This is a genomic window from Chloroflexota bacterium (assembly GCA_009840355.1).
In the GTDB taxonomy this organism is placed as follows: Bacteria; Chloroflexota; Dehalococcoidia; order Lucifugimonadales; family JADFKI01; genus Bin90.
Genome location: VXNZ01000012.1, coordinates 85380 through 105425, shown reverse-complemented (window position 1 = coordinate 105425; position 20046 = coordinate 85380). Strand labels below are relative to the sequence as shown.

Annotated in this window: 18 protein-coding genes and 1 tRNA gene; 10 read left to right on the top strand and 9 right to left on the bottom strand. The window is 56.7% G+C overall.

The genetic code is table 11. The annotated features are described in order from the left end of the window. Window positions 1-19: 19 nt before the first annotated feature. Together F4X57_03350 and F4X57_03345 are read right to left on the bottom strand one after the other, a co-directional pair. Window positions 20-1651 carry a hypothetical protein gene (locus tag F4X57_03350; GenBank protein ID MYC06203.1) on the bottom strand — a complete coding sequence of 544 codons (1632 nt, stop codon included), beginning with the start codon at window positions 1649-1651 and terminating at the stop codon, window positions 20-22. Window positions 1652-1809: 158 nt separating this feature from the next. Continuing rightward, a tRNA-Lys gene (locus tag F4X57_03345) sits at window positions 1810-1886 on the bottom strand. A gap of 253 nt (window positions 1887-2139) precedes the next feature. On the opposite strand from F4X57_03345, the gene F4X57_03340 reads away from it, so the two are divergent. The 9 genes from F4X57_03340 (at window position 2140) to F4X57_03300 (ending at window position 10569) form a co-directional block, all read left to right on the top strand. Next, the gene (locus F4X57_03340) at window positions 2140-3180 is read left to right on the top strand and encodes a heme A synthase (protein ID MYC06202.1); all 1041 of its coding nucleotides are present in this window, start codon (window positions 2140-2142) and stop codon (window positions 3178-3180) included. A 4-nt stretch (window positions 3181-3184) separates the two neighbouring features. After that, window positions 3185-4105: a protoheme IX farnesyltransferase gene (locus tag F4X57_03335; GenBank protein MYC06201.1), complete on the top strand. Its 921-nt coding sequence runs from the start codon at window positions 3185-3187 to the stop codon at window positions 4103-4105. Between the two features lie 217 nt (window positions 4106-4322). Next, a complete protein-coding gene (gene coxB, locus F4X57_03330; GenBank protein MYC06200.1) occupies window positions 4323-5543 on the top strand; it encodes a cytochrome c oxidase subunit II in 1221 nt (406 codons plus the stop codon). Between the two features lie 118 nt (window positions 5544-5661). Then, entirely contained in the window at window positions 5662-7524 is a 1863-nt protein-coding gene (ctaD, locus tag F4X57_03325) for a cytochrome c oxidase subunit I (GenBank protein ID MYC06199.1), read from the top strand. A 286-nt stretch (window positions 7525-7810) separates the two neighbouring features. After that, window positions 7811-8272: a hypothetical protein gene (locus tag F4X57_03320; GenBank protein ID MYC06198.1), complete on the top strand. Its 462-nt coding sequence runs from the start codon at window positions 7811-7813 to the stop codon at window positions 8270-8272. A gap of 57 nt (window positions 8273-8329) precedes the next feature. Then, entirely contained in the window at window positions 8330-8695 is a 366-nt protein-coding gene (locus tag F4X57_03315) for a cytochrome C oxidase subunit IV family protein (GenBank protein MYC06197.1), read from the top strand. Window positions 8696-8721: 26 nt separating this feature from the next. Beyond that, entirely contained in the window at window positions 8722-9597 is an 876-nt protein-coding gene (locus F4X57_03310) for a cytochrome c oxidase assembly protein (GenBank protein ID MYC06196.1), read from the top strand. Beyond that, the gene (locus F4X57_03305) at window positions 9594-9803 is read left to right on the top strand and encodes a hypothetical protein (protein MYC06195.1); all 210 of its coding nucleotides are present in this window, start codon (window positions 9594-9596) and stop codon (window positions 9801-9803) included. Before F4X57_03310 ends, F4X57_03305 begins: the two co-directional genes overlap by 4 nt. Window positions 9804-9858: 55 nt before the next feature. Beyond that, a complete protein-coding gene (locus tag F4X57_03300; GenBank protein ID MYC06194.1) occupies window positions 9859-10569 on the top strand; it encodes an SCO family protein in 711 nt (236 codons plus the stop codon). Between the two features lie 99 nt (window positions 10570-10668). Here the strand turns inward: F4X57_03300 and rplT are convergent, their stop codons facing one another. The 7 genes from rplT to F4X57_03265 form a co-directional block, all read right to left on the bottom strand. Next, the gene (gene rplT, locus F4X57_03295; GenBank protein ID MYC06193.1) at window positions 10669-11034 is read right to left on the bottom strand and encodes a 50S ribosomal protein L20; all 366 of its coding nucleotides are present in this window, start codon (window positions 11032-11034) and stop codon (window positions 10669-10671) included. 126 nt (window positions 11035-11160) lie between these two features. After that, window positions 11161-11364, bottom strand: a complete 204-nt coding sequence (gene rpmI, locus F4X57_03290; protein ID MYC06192.1) for a 50S ribosomal protein L35 — start codon at window positions 11362-11364, stop codon at window positions 11161-11163. Further along, complete coding sequence (locus F4X57_03285) at window positions 11351-12004, bottom strand: translation initiation factor IF-3 (protein MYC06191.1); 654 nt, start codon at window positions 12002-12004, stop codon at window positions 11351-11353. Before F4X57_03285 ends, rpmI begins: the two co-directional genes overlap by 14 nt. Before the next feature lie 177 nt (window positions 12005-12181). Then, complete coding sequence (locus F4X57_03280; GenBank protein MYC06190.1) at window positions 12182-13924, bottom strand: threonine--tRNA ligase; 1743 nt, start codon at window positions 13922-13924, stop codon at window positions 12182-12184. Between the two features lie 342 nt (window positions 13925-14266). Continuing rightward, window positions 14267-15184, bottom strand: a complete 918-nt coding sequence (locus F4X57_03275) for an ABC transporter permease (protein MYC06189.1) — start codon at window positions 15182-15184, stop codon at window positions 14267-14269. Between the two features lie 19 nt (window positions 15185-15203). Continuing rightward, a complete protein-coding gene (locus F4X57_03270) occupies window positions 15204-16139 on the bottom strand; it encodes an ABC transporter permease (protein MYC06188.1) in 936 nt (311 codons plus the stop codon). 86 nt (window positions 16140-16225) lie between these two features. Next, complete coding sequence (locus F4X57_03265) at window positions 16226-17977, bottom strand: hypothetical protein (GenBank protein ID MYC06187.1); 1752 nt, start codon at window positions 17975-17977, stop codon at window positions 16226-16228. A gap of 501 nt (window positions 17978-18478) precedes the next feature. Here F4X57_03265 and mftG point away from each other — a divergent pair. Beyond that, on the top strand, window positions 18479-20026 hold the full coding sequence (gene mftG, locus F4X57_03260) for a mycofactocin system GMC family oxidoreductase MftG (protein ID MYC06186.1): 1548 nt from the start codon (window positions 18479-18481) through the stop codon (window positions 20024-20026). Window positions 20027-20046: the final 20 nt, after the last annotated feature.

The window sequence follows — 20046 nt, the reverse complement described above, 5'->3', positions numbered from 1 at the left end:
CACTACAAACAAATTGAGACTAATCCTTGTCCTGATTTGAAACTGATACAGTTTCGAGGTCGCCCAATATGGTGAAGTTGTCGTTGACGGAGTGTATTCTTAAGAGTTCCATCTCTATTGGAGATACATCCTGCGCCTCGTCCACGACCACATGTTCAAAGTTCTCTCGTTGGCGTTCGTTAATAAAGCCGTTGAGGGCGTAATCCAAATAGAGTGCCGCTGCCAAGTCGGTTAGACCTAGTGAGCGTCCAGTCGAGTTCCGCGGCACGGTCTGGCAGATGTCGTTTGCTGCGTCCCAGTCTAGCGCTCCTTTTGAATAGTTCATAATTACATCTGGGCCAGACATCAAACGCACATATTCCCCCTTGAAGTCATGGAATGGACACGAGTATTCCAACTCCCGTTCGACCACCTTTCTGTGGACAGCGACGACTTCAGATCGTGGCGCGTTGCGTCTGCGAGGTGGTGTTGGGAGCGTCAGGGTCATCAGCTCGGCTAGTCCGTCTATCAGAAATGCACGAGCGGCATTTAGTTCTGGGTGAGTGCTGAAAGCATTATCAACCCTGTTTCTGAAATCGGCAACGCTAATGTTTAATGAAAGCCTGCTTATGATGTTACTGGATTGCCGCCGGGTGTTCCTTTCAGAGTTTCGCTTAAGTTCGCGCACATAGTTGTCTAGCAGTCGTTTCATTTTCAGACTGCCCTTGAATAGATGTGCTTGCACCTGGATTTTTCCAAATCGCTGACGGCTCATTAGGTCATTCAAGACCCTTTCTTCACCACCTTTGAGCGTGACTCGGGCTCTAGGAGTGAATTGGCCAAGCATCCATTGAGTAATGGTTTGTTGTCGCACATTCTGAACATCAAGCCCTGGCAGCAAGCCAGATACGTACTTCAGGAAGGCTGGAGATGGCCCGAACATAATTACCCTGTCAGGGCTAGGATTGCGACCAAGGATGCCGACTTTGCTACGGGGCGATAGCACAAATGCAATTCGCTGCAATGCTACGATGCTTTTGCCAGTGCCAGCAGCACCTTGCACAATTAGCACAGGGCTATCTGTCTTGGACAACGCTTGATACTGCTCTGGCTGGAGAGTTTCGATTGCGTCCGTCATTTGCTCAGAACTTGGACCCGAAAGGCGTTCGGTAAGCATCCTGGGGGTTGGCAGCCTAAGACGGTCCTCAAAGTCCAGTAGTTGCGCCTCTTCTATTGACAAAGATCGATTCAGATAGACAGAAGCGCTTCGCTTTCCTAGGGGAGTTTTGTAAATGCCAGAGGGATTGTAGAAGAGGTCAGCTACAGGAACATCCCATTTTATGACAAGGCCATCCGGCACGTCCTTGATGTCAACTAGATGACGACCGATATAGACCGTGCGGACATCCTCCCTACCCTCATCTGAATAATCTAGCCTTCCGAAGAAGGGATTGTTTCTGGCGGATTTGAGCCTCGTCAGCATCTCTTTAGCATGGGACGTTACGGCGTCTGCCGAGCGCACATCAGGACCCATTATGGGTCTTGAAGCGCGTTCTTCTCTACCTTTGATGTCTTTGTCAATTCCACTGACAACATCGGTCAGATGTTGTTTCTCGTGCTTAAACTCAGCCTCGCGGTCGTAGGTGTCAGGATTAGAGTCACGCTGCGTCATTCGAATCACCTCACGCACTGGATAAAGCGGAAGTTAAGGCAAGCTCAATGGCAAAACTATATCATATGGTAGTCAAATTAAACTGCACGGTGTGTCCGAGGAAACATGATAGGCGCGGCGGGATAAGCAAGATGCCTGCGTTGAAGGAAAAAGAAAGATGGTGACTCGCCTCGGACTCGAACCGAGAACCTACTGATTAAGAGTCAGTTGCTCTGCCAAATTGAGCTAGCGAGCCATGCGTCTGAACTGTGCGCCGCTGCCTGTGGGATGGCGAGGTGTGCGTTGCAATTGCGGCGCATCGACATTGAACATTTTAGCCCCGCCGCGCAAACTGCGTCAAGGCTAATTGACGCTGAACTAGGCGTGTGCTATATTCATTGCAGAATGGCATTCGTGAAAAGATGCACATTCTCGGTTTACAGGCGGTTTGACTTCATATCTCCCCTCGCATCGCCGAGCGGGATGTTAGGTAGGGCGAAGCAGCGTCAATGTCCCGGACTGAAGAATACGGCAGGGGAGGACGCCTTATTTTTCGTGTGCTGGCGGTGGCTTCTTTGGTAGCCGCATTCGCGCAGGTTACTCTGGGCGGCATCGTGCGCGTTACCGGCTCCGGGCTAGGCTGTCCGGACTGGCCCCTCTGCCACGGGCAAATCATCCCCCCCTTCGAGTTCGCCACTCTCCTCGAGTATAGCCACAGGCTCTCGGCATCGCTGCTCGGCGTGTTGGTGCTGGCGACGATGATTGTTGTGCTGATGCGCTATCGCAGCAACCGATGGGGCAAGCGTTCCGTCCTGACCGCGCTGATATTAGTGTTCGTCGCCGCAATTTTGGGGGGCGCGACGGTGCTGACCCACCTTGCCTGGTGGCTGCGGCTGCTCCACCTGGGCATCGCGGAAGGTGCCGTTGCCGCGCTGGTAATCGCCGTGATAGTAAGTTGGCGCGTTGGCGCTGCGAATGCCGAATCTGTGGACACTGCGACTAGCAATGCTGCAAGCGCGGATGTCCCTGACACTGACGACGCCCGGAGCGTCAACAGGCTGCTGATTGCGGCGTTGGTCGGGGTCTTTTTGCTGATACTGTCGGGTTCGTACATCGTCGGCGCGGGCTACGGCTCTTCGTGCGGTACTTGGCCACTATGCCGCGGCAGCCTGTTCCCCGAGGGCAGGGCGTACATCGAGCATATGGGGCATAGGTACTTCGCGGCGATTGTCGGCTTGCTGATATTGGCGGTCGCGTACAAGGCTTGGCAGATGCGATTCCGCATGCCGAGCGTTGGCTGGAGCGGCTTGCTGCTTGCGGCATCGTTCGCGGCGCAGATTTTGGTCGGCGCGCTGACGGTCTGGCTGGGATTTACGCCGGAGATAAAGGCGATACACCTGAGCATGGCTACGCTGGTGTGGATTGCGCTGGTGTTCGTGGCGGGGCTGGTCTATGTGCCGCAGCGGTTCACCGGCAGCGAGCAAGCGCGCGGCGACGATGAGATTGTCGTCGCCGACGGTTTGTCTGACGGATTGATCGAAAGGGCTTAAGGGCTTGACTACACAGACGACATCACAAGTTGCGTCGCCGCCCCGAAGTCTATTCAGGGCGTATGTGGAACTGACGAAGCCGCGAATCATCGTGATGCTGCTGTTCACCGCGCTCGGAGGAATGTTCCTTGCGGCGCAGGGAACGCCCGATGTCGTGGTTATGCTGGTAGTACTAGTTGCGGGCGCGCTCGCCTCCGCGGGCGCAAACGCGCTGAACCAGTGGTTCGACCGCGACATCGACGAAGCAATGTCCCGCACTCGCAAGCGTCCCGTTGTCGTTGGCGCAATACCCAACACGCACGCCATCGCCTTCGGCATACTGACGAATGTCGTCGCGTTCGCGCTGCTCGCCTCGCTGGTCAACTTGCTCAGCGCCGTACTGACGCTGTGCGCCACGCTGTTCTATGTGTTCGTGTACACGATGGCGCTCAAGCGCACATCAACGCAGAATATCGTCATCGGTGGCGCGGCGGGCGCGATACCGCCGGCTGTCGGTTGGGTCGCGATAACGGGATCGCTCGACCTGCCCGCGATATACCTGTTTGCAATCGTCTTCTTCTGGACGCCGCCGCACTTCTGGGCGCTGTCTCTGCTGCTGAAGGACGATTACGCAAGCGCGAATGTGCCAATGTTGCCGGTGGTCGCGGGCGTGGATATTACGAAGCGCTCCATACTGCTATACACGCTTCTGATGCTTGCGCTGACGACTATGTTCGCGATTACGGGCGCGGTCGGTCTCGTTTATCTGGTGGGGTCGGTCGTGCTGGGTGTGCTGTTCATCTACTACGCGGTGCGGCTGATGCAGCGTCCCGGCGTGGAAGGGGCAAAGCCTCTGTATCTATACTCGCTGCTGTACCTAGGCGCGCTCTTCCTGGCGATAATCGCGGACAGCCTGTTTAAGGTAGGGTGGTATTCGTGGATGTAGCGCGGACTCCCCTTACGAGGGTGCATCAGGCAGGCGTGTATAATGTTGGGCGTGTATAATCTTGACTGACTTTAACTGCTCTGATAGATTTCTTACTCGGTGCTCTGATGATTTAGAGGCCGCATAGAAGGTGGTCGGCATCGGACGAAATAGACCTTATAAGGGTCAGCCGAAGCGCGACGGAATAGGCAACTAACGAGAGGGTACAAGTATCAATATGCTGAAAAGCGCAGTGAGCTTGAAGAAGTTAGCGGGCGTGGTATTGCTGGGCATTCTGACTGTCCTGCTTGCGGGCTGCAATACCATCATCAACCCCGAAAATCCCCAGTCAACCTTTGAAACCCTCGGTCCTGTCGCCGAAAACCAACTCTTCATTTTCTGGGTTATCTTCTTTGCCGGGCTGGTGGTCTTCGTCTTCGTCGAAGCCGCGCTCCTGTATATGGTATTCAAGTTCAAGCGGCGTGAAGGTGACGGCGACCCGGCGCAAACGCACGGCAACACACGCTTGGAAATCGCGTGGACAATTGCGCCGGTCATCGTGCTTGTCGTAGCGGCGGTTCCCACAGTGCAGGGCATCTTCTACGCGGACGCGGGCAGATTCGTCGCCGCGGACAGTACCGCGCAGGCGCTTGAAGTTGATGTCATCGGCCACCAGTGGTGGTTCGAGTTCCGCTATCCTCACCCGACCAATGCCGGCGAGCAGGTCGCAGTCGCCAACGAGATGTATGTGCCAGTCGGCGAGCCTGTCGTCTTCCTCTTGGACTCGGTGGACGTCATCCATAGCTTCTGGGTGCCAAAGCTCGCGGGTAAGGTTGATATGATCCCGAACAATGACAACAAGATGTGGTTCGAAGCGTATGTGCCCGGCGAATACTTCGGGCAGTGCGCCGAGTTCTGCGGCGTGTCGCATGCCAATATGCGCTTCAAAGTTGTAGCAGTCGCGCGCGACGAATTTGACCGCTGGCTGCTGCATCAGGCAAGCCCGGCTGCTGAGCCTTCGGACCCGCTCGCGGCGCGCGGCAAGGAACTCTTCCGAGACGCGGGTTGCTCCGGCTGCCACGCAGACAGCAACAGTGTAATCAAACTGCGCGACGACGGCAGCAGGATACCCGGCAGGACAGGTCCCATCCTGAACCATGTGGCAACGCGTCTGAACCACCTCGGCATGTTCCGCAATTCGGATGTGGACTTCGAGGATGCGAGCGGACGACGACTCTACATCAACTCGCAAGGCATGCCTACCGACGTAACCACGGGGCGCTCATTCATCAACGAATCTATGCTGCAGGCGAACCTTAAGGAATGGATAACTGATCCGGAATCTCTGAAGCCCGGCAACCTGATGGCGCGCGACGGCGAACCGTACATCGACCCGGAGAACGAACTGACGGAAGGCGAAATCGACGCGCTCGTAGCGTACCTTATGACGCTCAATTAACTGACTGGGCTCCGGCGATGTGCGCGACAGCGGCACATGCCATCGAAATAAATCCGAATTACACACACTTCACTATCACACACACCTAACGACGGAGCGAAACGGGAGGCGATACGGGATGACAACAATGGCGTTCCCTATACCCAGACCGACACACCCTACAGGGATATGGAATTGGATAACGACTATCGACCACAAGAAGATAGGCGTGCTGTACGGCGTTACCGCGTTCATTCTGTTCCTGACAGGTGGTATCGAAGCGCTCCTGATGCGCATTCAGCTCGCCGGTCCTAACCAGGACATCGTAAGCGCCGAGATATTCAACCAGCTGTTCACAATGCACGGCACGACGATGATCTTCTTGGCGATAATGCCGCTGAGTGCCGCGTTCTTCAACTTCGTAATTCCACTGCAAATCGGCGCGCGGGATGTAGCGTTCCCGCGTCTCAACGCCTTCAGCTATTGGACATTCCTCGCAGGCGCGATAATCCTGAAGATTAGCTGGTTCACCGGCGGCGCGACAAACGCCGGCTGGTTCGGCTACGCGCCACTGACAAGTGTGCAGCAAAACCCCGGCACCGGCATCGACTACTGGATAGTCAGCCTGCAGGTGCTAGGCATAGCGTCCCTGGCGGCGTCGTTCAACTTCCTCGTTACCATCATCAACATGCGTGCGCCGGGCATGTCGTTCATGCGACTGCCGCTGTTCACATGGATGACTTTCATCACGAACATCCTAATCGTGCTTGCGTTCCCCGTTATCACGGTCGCGCTAATCGAACTGTACTTCGATCGCAGCTTCGGGATGAACTTCTTCAATGTCGCGCGCGGCGGCGATCCCGTGCTCTGGCAGCACCTGTTCTGGGTCTTTGGACACCCTGAAGTGTACATCCTGATTCTTCCGGCGATGGGCATCGTATCCGAAATCCTGCCCACATTCTCCAAGAAGCCGCTGTTCGGCTATCCGACAATCGTGCTGGCTGGCGCTATCATCGCCTTCATGGGCTGGATGGTGTGGAGCCACCACATGTTCACGGTAGGGCTCGGGCCTATCCCGGTAACCGTCTTCACGATTACCACGATGGCAATCGCAGTGCCTACAGGGATAAAGGTGTTCAACTGGATGGCCACTATGTGGGGAGGTTCGATTGATTTCAAAACGCCCATGTTATATGCCGTGGGCTTCGTGGCGATGTTCACGGTCGGCGGTATTAGCGGTGTGATGCACTCCATGGCGTCCTCAGACGCGCAGCAGCAGGACACCTACTTCATCGTGGCGCATATCCATTATGTTCTGTTCGGCGGCGCGATATTCGCCATATTCGCGGGAATATACTACTGGTTCCCGAAGATTACGGGGCGCATGTACAGCGAGACGCTGGGCAAAATTAACTTCTGGATCACGATGGTGGGCTTCAACCTTGCGTTCTTCCCGCAGCACTTCCTCGGGCTGGACGGCATGCCGCGCCGCATATACACATACGACGCGAGCATGGGCTGGAACCTTTGGAACGGCGTGTCCACCGCAGGCGTGATAATTCTCGCCATCGGCATACTGATTTTCATGCACAACATCGTCAAGAGCTGGCGCAAGGGCGAACTGGCAGGCGGCGACCCGTGGGATGGCAGGACGCTTGAATGGTCCATACCTTCCCCGCCGCCGGAGTATAACTTCGCAGAGATTCCCACCGTGTACGACAGGGACGACTGGTGGGCGGGCAAACGACGCGAGGTGCGGCGCGGCGTCCCGGTCGCGGGTGGCTCAGGCGAAGACGAACACCACGACATACATCTGCCACAACCGTCGTACTGGCCGCTTGTGGTGGCAATAGGCTTATTCATCGGAGGCATAGGGCTAGTGTATCCCGTCGGCATGTACGCGATTTCCATGGTCGGCGTATTCATCGGCACGGTAGCGGTGTATGCCTGGTCCTTCGAGCCTGTGAACGATCCTGAAGAAGGCGAGCAGGCGGCTCACTAATTCGGAGGCTGAATTAATGGCGCAAGCAACGGCGCACCACGGCGAACACGAGCCGACGACAACCGGTCTAAATCACAGGAAAATGCTCATGTGGGCGTTCCTGGGGTCGGACTGCATGTTCTTCGGCACGCTTATCGCCACCTATCTGGTGTACAAAAACCGCAGTATTACGGGGCCCCTTCCCGAGGATGTGTTCAGCATCCCGGTTACCACGGTCAGCACCTTCGTCCTGCTTATGAGCAGTATGAGCATGGTGCTGGCGTACGCGGCGCTGACGCGCAACAGCATGAAGGCGTTCCGCATCTGGCTAGCGTCCACCTGCATACTTGGCGCGACATTCGTCGGTTTTCAGGTGTACGAGTTCACCACATTTGCCAACTATGAGCACAAAGTCTATTGCGCAGATGTGGGCGTCAAAGAACTGACGCCGCTCAAGCAGGGTCTCGCCGAGAAGTGTGGCACTGAAGACGAGCACAACGGCGTAGTCGAAGAGGTCGTCGGGCTGACCCCGCGAACAAATCTGTTTGGAACGACCTTCTACACGCTGACAGGCTTCCACGGCGCTCACGTAACGCTGGGTATTGTCTGGCTGCTGTCTCTGTTCTTCCTGTCGTTCAAGAAGGGCATGGTAACGCCCGAAAGAAACCTCGACCTTGACCTTGCGGCGCTATATTGGCACTTCGTTGACATCGTGTGGATTGTCATTTTCACAGTCGTGTACCTGTTCGGAGTATTCCCAGGATTCTAGCCGCCACACAAACGCGTTGCCGCGCAAGGGATTTTTGAATAAACCCAGAGGAAACGAATGAGCCAAGAACATCAAGTCGCAGAAGAGCGTGCCGAGGCGGAGGTCCATACGGGCCATCCCACACCTCTAACATACTTCAAGGTAGCCATAACGCTGTCGGTGCTTACGGCGCTTGAGTTCGGCCTGTTTTATCTGGAATGGCTGAGCTACGGCATCATACCCGTCATGGGATTTTTGTCCGCCGCGAAGTTCCTGCTGGTGGCGATGTTCTACATGCACCTGCGATACGACAAGGTGGGCATCAGCATATTCGGCAGGGATGTGCCGATATTCTCGCTGATGTTCGTGGCTGGGCTGATAGTCGCCGCCGGAGTAGTGTTCGCGCTGATGGCGCTGTTCGCCTTCTTCACAGGCGGCGTTTAGATACACCTGAGCGCGAGGAATGAAGCTTGAACGAGATTGCGGGTTCGCTTTGGCTGCAATGGGAGGCGCACTGGGACGCCATGCTCGGTCTTGCGCTTCTGCTCGGCGCGTACCTCTACGGTGTGGGACCGCTGCGCGAGCGCTACAAGCTCGCAGACTACGCTGAACCGCGTCAGATAGCTACATTCTGCGCCGGTATCGTGGTCATATTCTTCGCCCTGGCGTCGCCGTTGCACATCCTGAGCGAGCAATTTCTGTTCAGCATGCACATGTCGCAGCATGTGCTGCTGACGCTGATAGCGCCGCCGCTGCTGGTGCTAGGCACGCCGGACTGGCTGCTGCGCCCGCTGTTGCGCCCGAACTGGTCGTTCCGTATCGCGCGCGTGCTGACGCATCCCGTTACGGCGTTCGCGGCGTTCAATGTGGTATTTTCGATATGGCACATACCCGCTCTGTACGAGGCGTCGCTGATAAGCGAAGCAGTCCACGCGCTGGAGCACATTCTGATGGTCGGCACGGCGATCCTGATGTGGTGGCCACTGACTAGCAATCTGCCTGAGCTGCCGCGCCTGGATTACCCGTTCCAGATGGGCTACATATTCATTCTGTCGATAGCGCAGATAATCGTCTTCGCCATCATCACATTCGCGGAGGAGCCGATATACGACTTCTACGTGCAAGCGCCACGGATATGGGCATTGTCTCCGCTGCTGGACCAGCAGATCGGCGGGATAATAATGAAGGTCGGCAGCGGCATTTACTTCCTGACGCTGATGATTATCATATTCTTCAAGTGGTTCAACCAGGAAGAGGAAATCCGAAAGCTCGATTCCGAAGAGCAATACGGCAAGAAAGATGATGGCTGGGCAGACGGACCCGCCTTGGAGGACAGTTACAGATGATGCAGAGATTCCTTTTGGCAGTGTTTATTCCGATACTCTCGCTGGCGGTAGTCGGCGGCTTTGCGTTTGCACTCGGACAGGTTTTCCTATATCTCCATCACGCGATGCACAGCGAGCTTGGCGTTATCATACTGGGCATGGCGCTCGTTGTTCTGGTTCCGGTCGGGGCATTCCTGGCGCAAAACGCGGTCGAAAAAGAAGGGTAGGCCAAGATACATTCTGTGCTCTGCCAGTATCGCCTCATTCACTTCACGAACCCGAATGCGAGCAATAGGGATACCTTCACCGGGCAACCGTAACAGATGCCTGCCGTCGGTTGTAATCTTCTTGATAGCATCACTGTTTGCCTTTCTTGCTGTCGGCTGCTCCGCCAGCGCACCGGACTTCGACGAGTTCAAGGGAACACCCTTCACCGGCGAACGACCGGCACCCGACTTCACACTGACCGACCAGTTCGGCAAGCCCCGCTCACTGCGCACGGACTTTGACGACCGCGTTACCCTTCTCACATTCCTGTACACGGAATGCCCTGATGTCTGCCCGATAGTGGCGAATCACTTGCGCGATATTTCCGGCATACTAGACGATGGTGAGCCGGACACTGCTATCGTCATCGTCAGCGTTGACCCCATCAACGACACCGTAGAGTCGGCGCATGCCTACTCGGAGCGATGGGGAATGCAGGATCGTTGGACCTACCTAGTTGGCAACGAAGAGGACCTGACCGAAGTGTGGCATGCATACTTCATCGACCCGTATCAGCACGGTCCGGGCAACAGAGAAGACGGCGGCGAGGCGACGCACAGCCGCTCGCAAGGTGGCGGAACGAGCGGCCTGGAACGCGCAAGCAGGCGAGTAATCCATTCGGCGCCGATATATGTCATCGACGGAGATGGCATAATGCGCTCCGCGTTCACGCTTCCGCTCGCGCCGGAAGAAGTGGTGCACGATGTGCGCCTAGTAGGAGGATAAGCGCAGACTGCTAGATAGCATCCACGCTCTACCCTGGAAGCGAAGTGTTGGATGTGTGGCGGGGATGCGCGAACATCCCGAGCAATGGGCGGCGAAAACCTATGCCGCCGGTTCCAGTTGTGCCTTCGCTTGCTCCGCAATCTTGGCGAACGCCTCAGGGTCGCGAATGGCGATGTCCGCGAGCATTTTGCGGTTTATCTCGATTCCTGCCAGCTTTAGCCCGTGAATCAGGCGGCTGTAGGTCGTGCCGTTGGCGCGCGCGGCGGCGTTGATGCGGATGTTCCACAGCCGGCGCATATCACCCTTCTTCTCCTTGCGGTGCGCGTAGGAATACGCCATCGCGTGGATGATAGACTCGTGCGCACGGCGGTACAGAGTGTGGCGCACGCCCTGATGCCCTTTTGTAGCCTTGAGTAGTTTCTTGTGTCGGCGGCGCTTGTTTGTGCCGCGCTTTATTCTGGTCACGGGTGCTTGGCTCCTTTGAACATACGAACCAGGCGACTAATGCAGTACGCCTGGTTCGTTAATTATATCCTGATTTGATGGCGGAATGCCACTTTTTCGCCGGTGTCGCCTACGACGAGAGCGCGTTTAGGCGATGCCGTAGGGCAGCAACTTCTTCATGCGCGGCGTATCCGCCGGGCTGACATCGATCTTGCCATTGAACTGCCGCTTGACCTTATTGGACTTCTTGCGGCGCAGGTGGCTGCGATGTCCCTTCATCCGCACCAGCTTGCCGGTGGATGTTACGCGGAATCGCGCCTTCGCGCCTTTGTGTGTCTTAAGTTTGGGCAACTTCTTCCTTCTCCTGCGAGGCTGAGGCTTTCTCCCGATTCGGATTAGGCACGAGCGTCATCGTCAGAAAGCGGCCCTCGAACGCGGGCGGGCGCTCAAGCAGCGCCTCGTCCACTAAGTCGTTGGCGACAGTGCGGAGCAGGTTCATGCCGAGTTCCGGATGCGCCATCTCGCGTCCCCTGAATGTTACCGACACCTTGACCTTCGCGCCGCCGTTCAGCAGACGCTTGGCAAGCCGTGTCTTTGCGTCCAGATCGTGCTTTCCGATGCGAGTCTTCATGCGGACTTCCCGCTGTTCTTGCATCGCCTTGGCTTTGCGCGCCTTGCGTGCTTCACGTTCCTTGCGGGTGTTGTCGTACTTGAACTTGCCGTAATCCATAATGCGACACACGGGTGGTCTTGCCGTAGGCGCGACCTCAACAAGGTCTAAGCCTCTATCGTCGGCGATTTCCATTGCCTGGCGCGTGGGCATTACACCCAACTGCTCGCCGCGGTCGTCCACAAGCCGAACTTCCGGTACACGGATTCGATGATTGACTCGATACTCTCTCGGGGGGATGCTGCTCACCTCTCCATCTATAATATGGTCTAATCGTCTAAGTTTTCCAAAGAATATAGCATATGGTCTATATCTAGGCAATAGCCCCTAATGCAATCCTGCCCCGATCGCTTACTTCCATCTTGACAGAGAAGGTTAGGGTTGGGTGAGTTGAGCAGCATCCATTCCCGAATGGCAAATGCCCATTGAAATTGCTGTACACGCCTCCACGGGTGGCAATGACTGCAAAGGCTCGGATCCAACACTCGCGGCAGAAGGTTAAATCTTCGCCTTCACATCCTCATCGATGCTATCGATGATGTCCGAAACGGGAAGCGCGCCTAGGTTTTCGCCAGAGCGCAACCTTACCGCAGCCGCGTCCGCGTCCGCCTCGCGATCGCCGACGACTAGCATGTAAGGGATCTTCTGCAACTGCGCATCGCGGATTTTCGCCCCCATGCGGTTGTTGCTGCCGTCTGTGTGCGCGCGTACTCCGGCGGCTGTCAGCTGTGCAAGCACTGTATCCGCGTATTCGATATGCCGGTCGGCGATGGGAATTACCACTGCCTGTACCGGAGCGAGCCACACGGGGAATGCGCCGCCGTAGTGCTCGATGAGGATGCCGATGAAACGCTCCAGCGAGCCGAGCAGCGCGCGGTGAACCATCAACGGCTGGTGTTCCTGCCCGTCTTCGCCGATGTATGTCATCCCAAAGCGCTCCGGCAGGTTGAAGTCGAACTGCACCGTGGTGCACTGCCACAGCCTGCCAATCGCGTCTCGGATATGTATGTCGATCTTCGGCCCGTAGAATGCGCCGCCGCCTTCGTCCACCTCGAATTGAATGCCGCGCTCGGTCAGTGTTTGCCGCAGCGAATCGGTCGCCAAATCCCACTTATCGGAATCGCCGACCGACTTCTCCGGCCGCGTGGACAGCATCACCTCGAAGTCGCTGAATCCCATCGCACTCAGCAGTCCAAAATCAAGGTCAAGCACGCCGTTGACTTCATCGACGACCTGATCGGGGCGGCAGAAGATGTGCGCGTCATCCTGCGTCAAGCCGCGCACTCGCAGCAGCCCGTGTAGCACGCCGCCGCGTTCGTAGCGATAGACTGAGCCAAGTTCGCCTATGCGCATCGGCAATTCGCGGTAGCTGCGCATCGCCGTGCTGTAGTACATGATGTGGAAAGGGCAGTTCATTGGCTTCAGGTAGTAGTCCTGCCCGTCCATTTCCATCGCGGCGTACATGTTCTCCTGATAGAAGTCCAGATGCCCGCTCGTCTCCCAGAGCGTCGAGCGCCCGATGTGCGGCGTGTACACGAGTTCGTAGCCCGCGCGGTAGTGTTCCTGCTTCCAGTAGTCTTCGACTATGCTGCGCAAGCGCGCGCCCTTTGGATGCCAGATGATTAAGCCGGGGCCCGTCTCGTCGTGTATGGAAAACAGGTCGAGCTCCTTGCCGAGCAGTCTATGGTCGCGGCGGCGCGCCTCTTGCAGGCGATGCAGATGTTCGTCGAGCGCCTCTTGAGACTCGAACGCCGTGCCGTAGATGCGCTGTAGCATCGGTCGATTTTCATCGCCGCGCCAGTACGCGCCCGCAACGCTCAGCAGCTTGAACGCCGGTATCTTGCTTGTGGATTCCACATGCGGACCGGCGCAGAGATCCTCAAATTTGCCGTGCCGGTATGTCGAGATTGCTTCGTCTTCCGGGATTTCGTTGATAACCTCGAGTTTCAATGGTTCTTCAGAGTGCAGCTGCAGCGCTTCGTCGCGCGGATATTCTCTGTACTCGAACGGCAGGTCTCTGGCGATGACGCCTCTCATTCGTCGTTCGATGCGCTTCAAGTCTTCGTCGCGGAACGGCTCGGGCGCGAGGAAGTCGTAGTAAAAGCCATCATCGGTAGGCGGCCCGATGGCGAGCTTGATGTCCGGGTAAAGCTGCGTAACTGCATCCGCCATGATGTGTGCCGCCGAATGGCGAATGCGCCCGCGCAGTTCGGCGATGTCTGAATCCTGCTTAAGAATCATTCTCTATCATCCTCCGTAGCCGCCGGTGTAGTCTAGGACCCGGCGTGCTATGATTGTCGTTGTCATGCTACGCTGAAGTGCGGATATTTTGGGACAAACAAATGCCTCCTGCGTTGCTCCAATAGCAACGGGAGGCTTCATAGTCAAGTGATGTTCCAGATACGAGCGTACTACGCGGTTCCCAAGAGTCGGCGTCCTCAGTGTAGTTCAAAGGCGTGTGCGAACAAAATAGTCTGCGTGTATTGTATCCATACCAGGCGCGCAAGGTCAAGAAAAGACCAAAAATGAGCGCCCACCTCACGATGGGCGCTCGCAAATGACACACAGTCCGCTGCTCACAGCCTAACTCGAAAGCTGCCGCAGCCGGGGATCCAACTTGTCCCGCAACCAGTCGCCCATGAAGTTTAAGGACATGACTGTGAGGAATATAGCGAAGCCTGGGAAGAAGGAAATCCACCACGCGTCGCGTAAGTAGTTTCTGCCATCTGCTATCATCGCGCCCCAAGTGGGCGTTGGCGGTGGGATGCCGGCACCAATGAAGCTTAGGAACGCTTCCGCCAAGATGAGCTGTCCCGATCGCAGTGTTGCGATAACGACGACTGTGTTGATAACGCCGGGAAGTATGTGAATGACCAAAATGCGTGGAAGCGATGCTCCCGCAACCCGTGCAAGGGCCACATAGTCGCGTTCGCGCAATGACAGTACCTCGCCACGCACATTGCGTACGAAACCCGACCAAGTGAGTAACGCGAGCATGACCATCATTGTAGTTAAGCTTGCGCCCATCACCACGGCTACCGCCATAGCCATTAAGACGAACGGAATGCCTAAGAATATGTCAACGAGGCGCATAATCACCTCGTCAATCAACCCTCCAAAATAGCCTGCGATTAGACCCAGCGCGGTGCCTACGATCGTCCCTGTGATAAGGGCGATCGCCATTACCGCCAGGGAAATGCGTGCGCCATAGATTAGCCTGCTTAACAGGTCGCGTCCGATTGTGTCCGCCCCGAGTGGATACGACCAAGAACCGCCTTCTTCGTACCAAACCGGAGGTGTGTTACGGGCGCGCAGGTTGTTCTCATAAGGGCTGTGGGGCGAAACCCACGGTGCGAATAGCGCCACGATAACCATGACGCTCAGTATTACACCAGGTATGACCGGCCACCTGTTCAGGAACTGGAAAACGCCGGCAATTCCGGTTGCCCTCGTAGAGGGGACGGAGATTTCAATGTCTGCTTGAATTTCTGCCTGTGCCATAGCCGTTTTATTATTCCCTTTATGAGAAGCGAATTCGTGGATCTATGAAGGCGTACAGTATGTCAGCCAAGAAGTTGAGCAGCACGAACGCTCCGGTGAAAATTATGACGAGTACGGCAAGAACCGTGAAGTTGTTCGTCCATACCGCTTCAATGCCGAAGCGAGCCAGGCCTGGCCACGCGAATACGGTTTCGACCGAAATAGAGCCGGTGATAAAGCCCGCCAGCAGCAAGCCGGACAGGGTTAACGGCGCGATTGCGGCGTTTTTGAAGGCGTGCTTCCAGATGATAGTTCTTGTGCTGACGCCCTTTGCCCTCGCCAGTTTGACATATTCGGAATCTAGGACTTCAAGCATCGCCGATCTCACAAGCCGTACATACCCAGCCGCGCCGAACCACGCCAACGTCGCCGTTGGCATTATGTAGTGCTTTATGGAAAACCCTTCGCCCATAGTTCCGCTTGGTAACCAGCCTAACCACACGGAAAAGACTAGAATGCCGACAATACCGACCCAGAATGTGGGCAATGCTTGCCCAAGCAGGGCGAATGCTCTGCCTATGTAGTCCGGGACGCTACCTCGCTTGACGGCGGAAAGGACACCGAGCGGCACGCCGACTAGAGTAGAAATGATGAACGCTGATAGAGCTAGTTTCAGCGTAGGTCCGACCTTCTGTGGAAGTTTCGGTGCAATCAATTGCCTGTCGGCGAGGTCTCTGCCAAGGTCTCCGGTAAGCAGCTGGCCGAGCCAGATTCCGAACTGCACTGGTATCGGCTTGTCCAGATGGAGCTGTCGCGCTAGCTCGTCCCACTGTTCTTGTGTGATGCCGTATGCTTGGTCAGGAAGCAGCAACACTCTTGGATCGCCAAGTATGCGCGATACGCTGAATACGAAAAGCGCGGCGCCCAATAGTGTCAGTATTGAAGTGAGAAATCTGCGAATTATGAAAGTTCGCATTATTGCCTCTCATGCAGCAGGGGGATAGCGGTGTCCAGCAATCGAAGTCCAGACACCGCCACTTCTACCAATGCGTGGAATCGAAACTATCGCAGCTTAACCCATTCCAGGTCATGGATTCCGTCATGCCTGAATTGGAGGAACGGGCGCATCTGCCACGATTCGACTGCTTCGGAGTCATATATCATCCTGCCGGGTGCTGCAACGATTGCAGGAAGGAGTGCCCAGTCATACAGGTACTGCCGCATTTCGACAGCCTTTGCCTTCAGCTCGTCCGGATCTGTGTTCGACTGCTTAAAGCCGTTCACTTCTGATGCCTTCGGAAGCTCGAGTCCGTGGTTATAACCACCCCTGCCGTACGAGCTCCAAATGAACTCGATGGGCCAGGTTCCCGGCCAGCCACAGCAGCCGTGCATCCTGAGAACGGGGAATGTCCTAGTTACTAGGCTGGGGCGAATCGTGCTGTATGTTCTGCGGTCGTGGACTGCGGTGATGTTGAAATTGTTCAGCCAGTCTGCGGCGATTGCCTCGGACATTTCAATGTCTTCGCCATTCAATCCCGCCCAGAAGTTCACTTCAAAGCCATCGCTGTAACCGGCTTCGTCTAGGAGCATCTTCGCCTGTTCGACGTCGTAGCCGTACTGCCACTTGTCCGCGTTCTCGACCCAAACCGGGTCGGTATCCCACTGACCACCCAGGTCTTGGCGATTGCCCAGACCGTTCAGAATAATCTCGTTGATGGTGTCGCGGTCGATAGCCATCGACAGTGCGCGGCGCACCTTCAATGAGCGCTGCATCGAGTCGGTATTCTCGTCAAATACGCCAGGGCTATTCTCATACGGGTCGCCTACCCAAGGCAAGGACGTGTCTCGCAGAGTCTCGGGCAGGTCGTCGCCCGTGATTGCGTGCGTCCACTCCCAGTAGTTACCTCCGAACGGGAAGCCGTGGATGTTCTTCGAGCCCTCAGGGGACTGCAGGAACTGACCTGTTTCCAGCAGTGCCGGCCAGTCTTTCAGCGCAAGACCGGCAATCTGTGCCTCGCCGCTTTCGAGCATCGCCCTGCGGGTAGAAGCTTCAGGAACCTCTAGGATTCGGACCTTCTCGACGAAGGGGACCTTATCCCAGTGATCGACGAATGCAGTCAGGAACATGCCGTTCTGCACAACCCAGCCGTCCATCTGGAACGAGCCGGTGCCGGTGATGTTAGTGCGCATCCACTCTTCGGCTTCGTCTTCAGTCGCGAAGCCTTTGTTCTCCATAACTGTCTGAATCTTGGGGAACATGCCAGTTCCCTCATTGGCGTCGGTGAAGAGCGCGGTAAGAGTGTGGCCCGCAAAAGCATCCCAGTGGAAGCGTGCCGTGTAAGGATCGACCGGCTCGACTTCCTTGATAGCGAGGTCAATCTCAGCAGAGCTGTCGTGCCGCGCTTCCTCTGTGAAGGAAGGCATCAGAGCGTGGTATGTCCACATAATGTCTTCGGAAGTAAGTTCGCCCCAACCTCTGTGGAACTGCACGCCCTCATTCAGATTGAAATCGGTGTAGGAAAAGTCGGGTGCTGTTTCCCAGCCCCGTGCTAGCCAAGGTGCAGCCGTGATTCCACCATCATCGCCACGCGAAGTCTGCAGCAAGGATTCTTGGGCGGAGACAACGGTTAGGGATGCGCACCACAAGCAGTCTGTGGGGAAGCCGCTAGGTGAAGCGACACTGGTGATTGCAACAACCAGTGTGCCGGCGGGCTTTGTCGATTCTTCCATCATCGCTGCTTGTCTTCTCGGAGCCGCCGTCGGCTGGAAAGTCTGTGGCGCGGTTACCGCCTGAACAACTGGCGTAGCCGCCATTGCCGCAGGAGCCGCAGGCGCGGCTGGTGCCGGTGCGGCCGGTGCTTGTGGTGCTTGTGGTGCTTGTGCGGGCGCGGCTGGTGCCACTGCCGGTGCTGCCGCTGCGGGTGCAGGTTGAGCCGGTGCTGCGGGTGTCGTTGGCGCAGGCGCTGCGCCACCGCATGCCGCCAGTAACAGCGCGAACACTGCCAAGACGCCCAATATTATAGTAGGTTTCCAGTTCATCCTTACCCTCCTGATATTCCTTTCGCCAGGCGATGGACTTCGGGGTTACACACTAGATTTCACGCTCCGCAGTATCGGAGCATCCGTATGGGGCATACTTATAATGTATATCAACGGGTAAGTCAAGTCTCGCACACTAAAATCCAGCGTCATAATTGCTATTATCGCCCCGAATATCTTGGTTGTTTGAGACACCGCTTGCGGTGTATAGTGCGGTGCTAGGCTACAGGTGGTACGAACAAGCACAACGAGCAACCAGTTCCATGGGGGCAATCTATGCGATACGACACGGTTATCATCGGCGCCGGCTCGGCGGGCAGCACGCTCGCGAGCAGGCTATCGGAAGACTCCGGGCGCTCCGTATTGCTGCTTGAGGCTGGGCCGGACTACCCGGATTTCGAGCGGCTGCCGGAGCATATCAAGTATGGTGTGCTGCCTTGGTATCATCAAGCCGATGTCGATGAGCATACATGGGGCTACGAAGCGCAGGCGACGCCGGAACGACCGTCGTTCAGACTGCCACGCGGCAAGGTAACCGGCGGGTCGAGCGCGATCAACGGGCAAGTATATTTCCGCGGCATTCCGGAAGATTATGACGGCTGGGCGGCCGAAGGCAACGACGAGTGGGCGTTCGTCAAACTGCTGCCATACTTCCGCAAGATGGAAGACGATCTAGACTTTCACGGCGATGACTTTCACGGCTCGGACGGCCCGATTCCTGTGCGGCGGTACAACCAAGACGAGCTGATGCGCGTGCCGAGCGCCTTCTTGGAGGCGACGCAGGCGGCAGGATTCCCCTTCACGCACGATATGAATCACCCCGATTCGACCGGCGTTGGCTACTATCCGCTCAACCGTGTGGACGGCATACGGATGAGCACGGCGATCACATACCTTCGTATGGCGCGCCATCGCCTCAACCTAACCATAAGGGCGGATGTCATGGTGCGGCGCGTGCTGTTCGATGGCGGCAGAGCGGTTGGAGTGGAAGCGGAGAGCGGCGGCGAAGTATTTCGCATAGACGCGGGCGAAGTCGTGCTGAGCGGCGGCGCGATAAACTCTCCGCAATTGCTGATGCTGTCCGGCGTCGGACCGCGCGAGCATCTCGCCGAAATTGGCGTGCCGCTAGTTCAGGACCTGCCCGGCGTAGGACAGAACCTCCGGGATCATCCGGCGGTGTTCATGCTGTACCGGAGCGACAATCCGATCCAACCGGACGCGCCGGCGCTTCAAATCGGCATGCGCTACACTACGCCCGGCTCGCCGTACCGCAACGATATGCAGATGCGCCCGCTGCATGTACGCACTGAGCATATGCCGATCAACTTCGATGTCACTAGCGACATCACGCCTACGGGCTTCAGCATCGCTCTGCAAAAGGCGCTGTCAAGCGGTGAACTGCGGCTCGATTCCCCCGACCCGCATCAGCAACCGCATGTCAACTACCGCTATCTGACCGACCCGTTCGACAGGGAACGGCTGCGTGGCGCATTGCGGCTGTGCGCCGAACTGACGCAATCCGACGCATTCGCCGATGTCGGCTTGACGCGAATCTCGCCGAACGACGACGATCTAGCCACCGACGACGCGCTCGACAAATGGCTGCTGGACAATGTTCTGACGCAGCATCACTCATCCGGCACCTGCAAAATGGGTCCCACAAGCGACAACATGGCGGTCGTGGACCAATATGGCAGTGTGCACGGCATAGAAGGGTTGCGCGTCGTCGATGCGTCCATTATGCCTGACGTGATTCGCGCCAACACGAATGTTACGACAATAATGATCGCCGAGCGCATCGCCGACTGGATGCGTAACGCCTAGGCTAGCCAAGTGTCCCTTCA

What these genes read in the sequence shown, in the direction of transcription:
- F4X57_03350 (MYC06203.1), bottom strand. Translation starts at nt 1,651, where the DNA reads ATGACGCAGCGTGACTCTAATCCTGACACCTACGACCGCGAGGCTGAG.
- F4X57_03340 (MYC06202.1), top strand. Translation starts at nt 2,140, where the DNA reads ATGTCCCGGACTGAAGAATACGGCAGGGGAGGACGCCTTATTTTTCGT.
- coxB (MYC06200.1), top strand. Translation starts at nt 4,323, where the DNA reads ATGCTGAAAAGCGCAGTGAGCTTGAAGAAGTTAGCGGGCGTGGTATTG.
- ctaD (MYC06199.1), top strand. Translation starts at nt 5,662, where the DNA reads ATGACAACAATGGCGTTCCCTATACCCAGACCGACACACCCTACAGGG.
- F4X57_03320 (MYC06198.1), top strand. Translation starts at nt 7,811, where the DNA reads ATGAAGGCGTTCCGCATCTGGCTAGCGTCCACCTGCATACTTGGCGCG.
- F4X57_03315 (MYC06197.1), top strand. Translation starts at nt 8,330, where the DNA reads ATGAGCCAAGAACATCAAGTCGCAGAAGAGCGTGCCGAGGCGGAGGTC.
- F4X57_03305 (MYC06195.1), top strand. Translation starts at nt 9,594, where the DNA reads ATGATGCAGAGATTCCTTTTGGCAGTGTTTATTCCGATACTCTCGCTG.
- F4X57_03300 (MYC06194.1), top strand. Translation starts at nt 9,859, where the DNA reads ATGCGAGCAATAGGGATACCTTCACCGGGCAACCGTAACAGATGCCTG.
- F4X57_03280 (MYC06190.1), bottom strand. Translation starts at nt 13,924, where the DNA reads ATGATTCTTAAGCAGGATTCAGACATCGCCGAACTGCGCGGGCGCATT.
- F4X57_03275 (MYC06189.1), bottom strand. Translation starts at nt 15,184, where the DNA reads ATGGCACAGGCAGAAATTCAAGCAGACATTGAAATCTCCGTCCCCTCT.
- F4X57_03270 (MYC06188.1), bottom strand. Translation starts at nt 16,139, where the DNA reads ATGCGAACTTTCATAATTCGCAGATTTCTCACTTCAATACTGACACTA.
- F4X57_03265 (MYC06187.1), bottom strand. Translation starts at nt 17,977, where the DNA reads ATGGCGGCTACGCCAGTTGTTCAGGCGGTAACCGCGCCACAGACTTTC.
- mftG (MYC06186.1), top strand. Translation starts at nt 18,479, where the DNA reads ATGCGATACGACACGGTTATCATCGGCGCCGGCTCGGCGGGCAGCACG.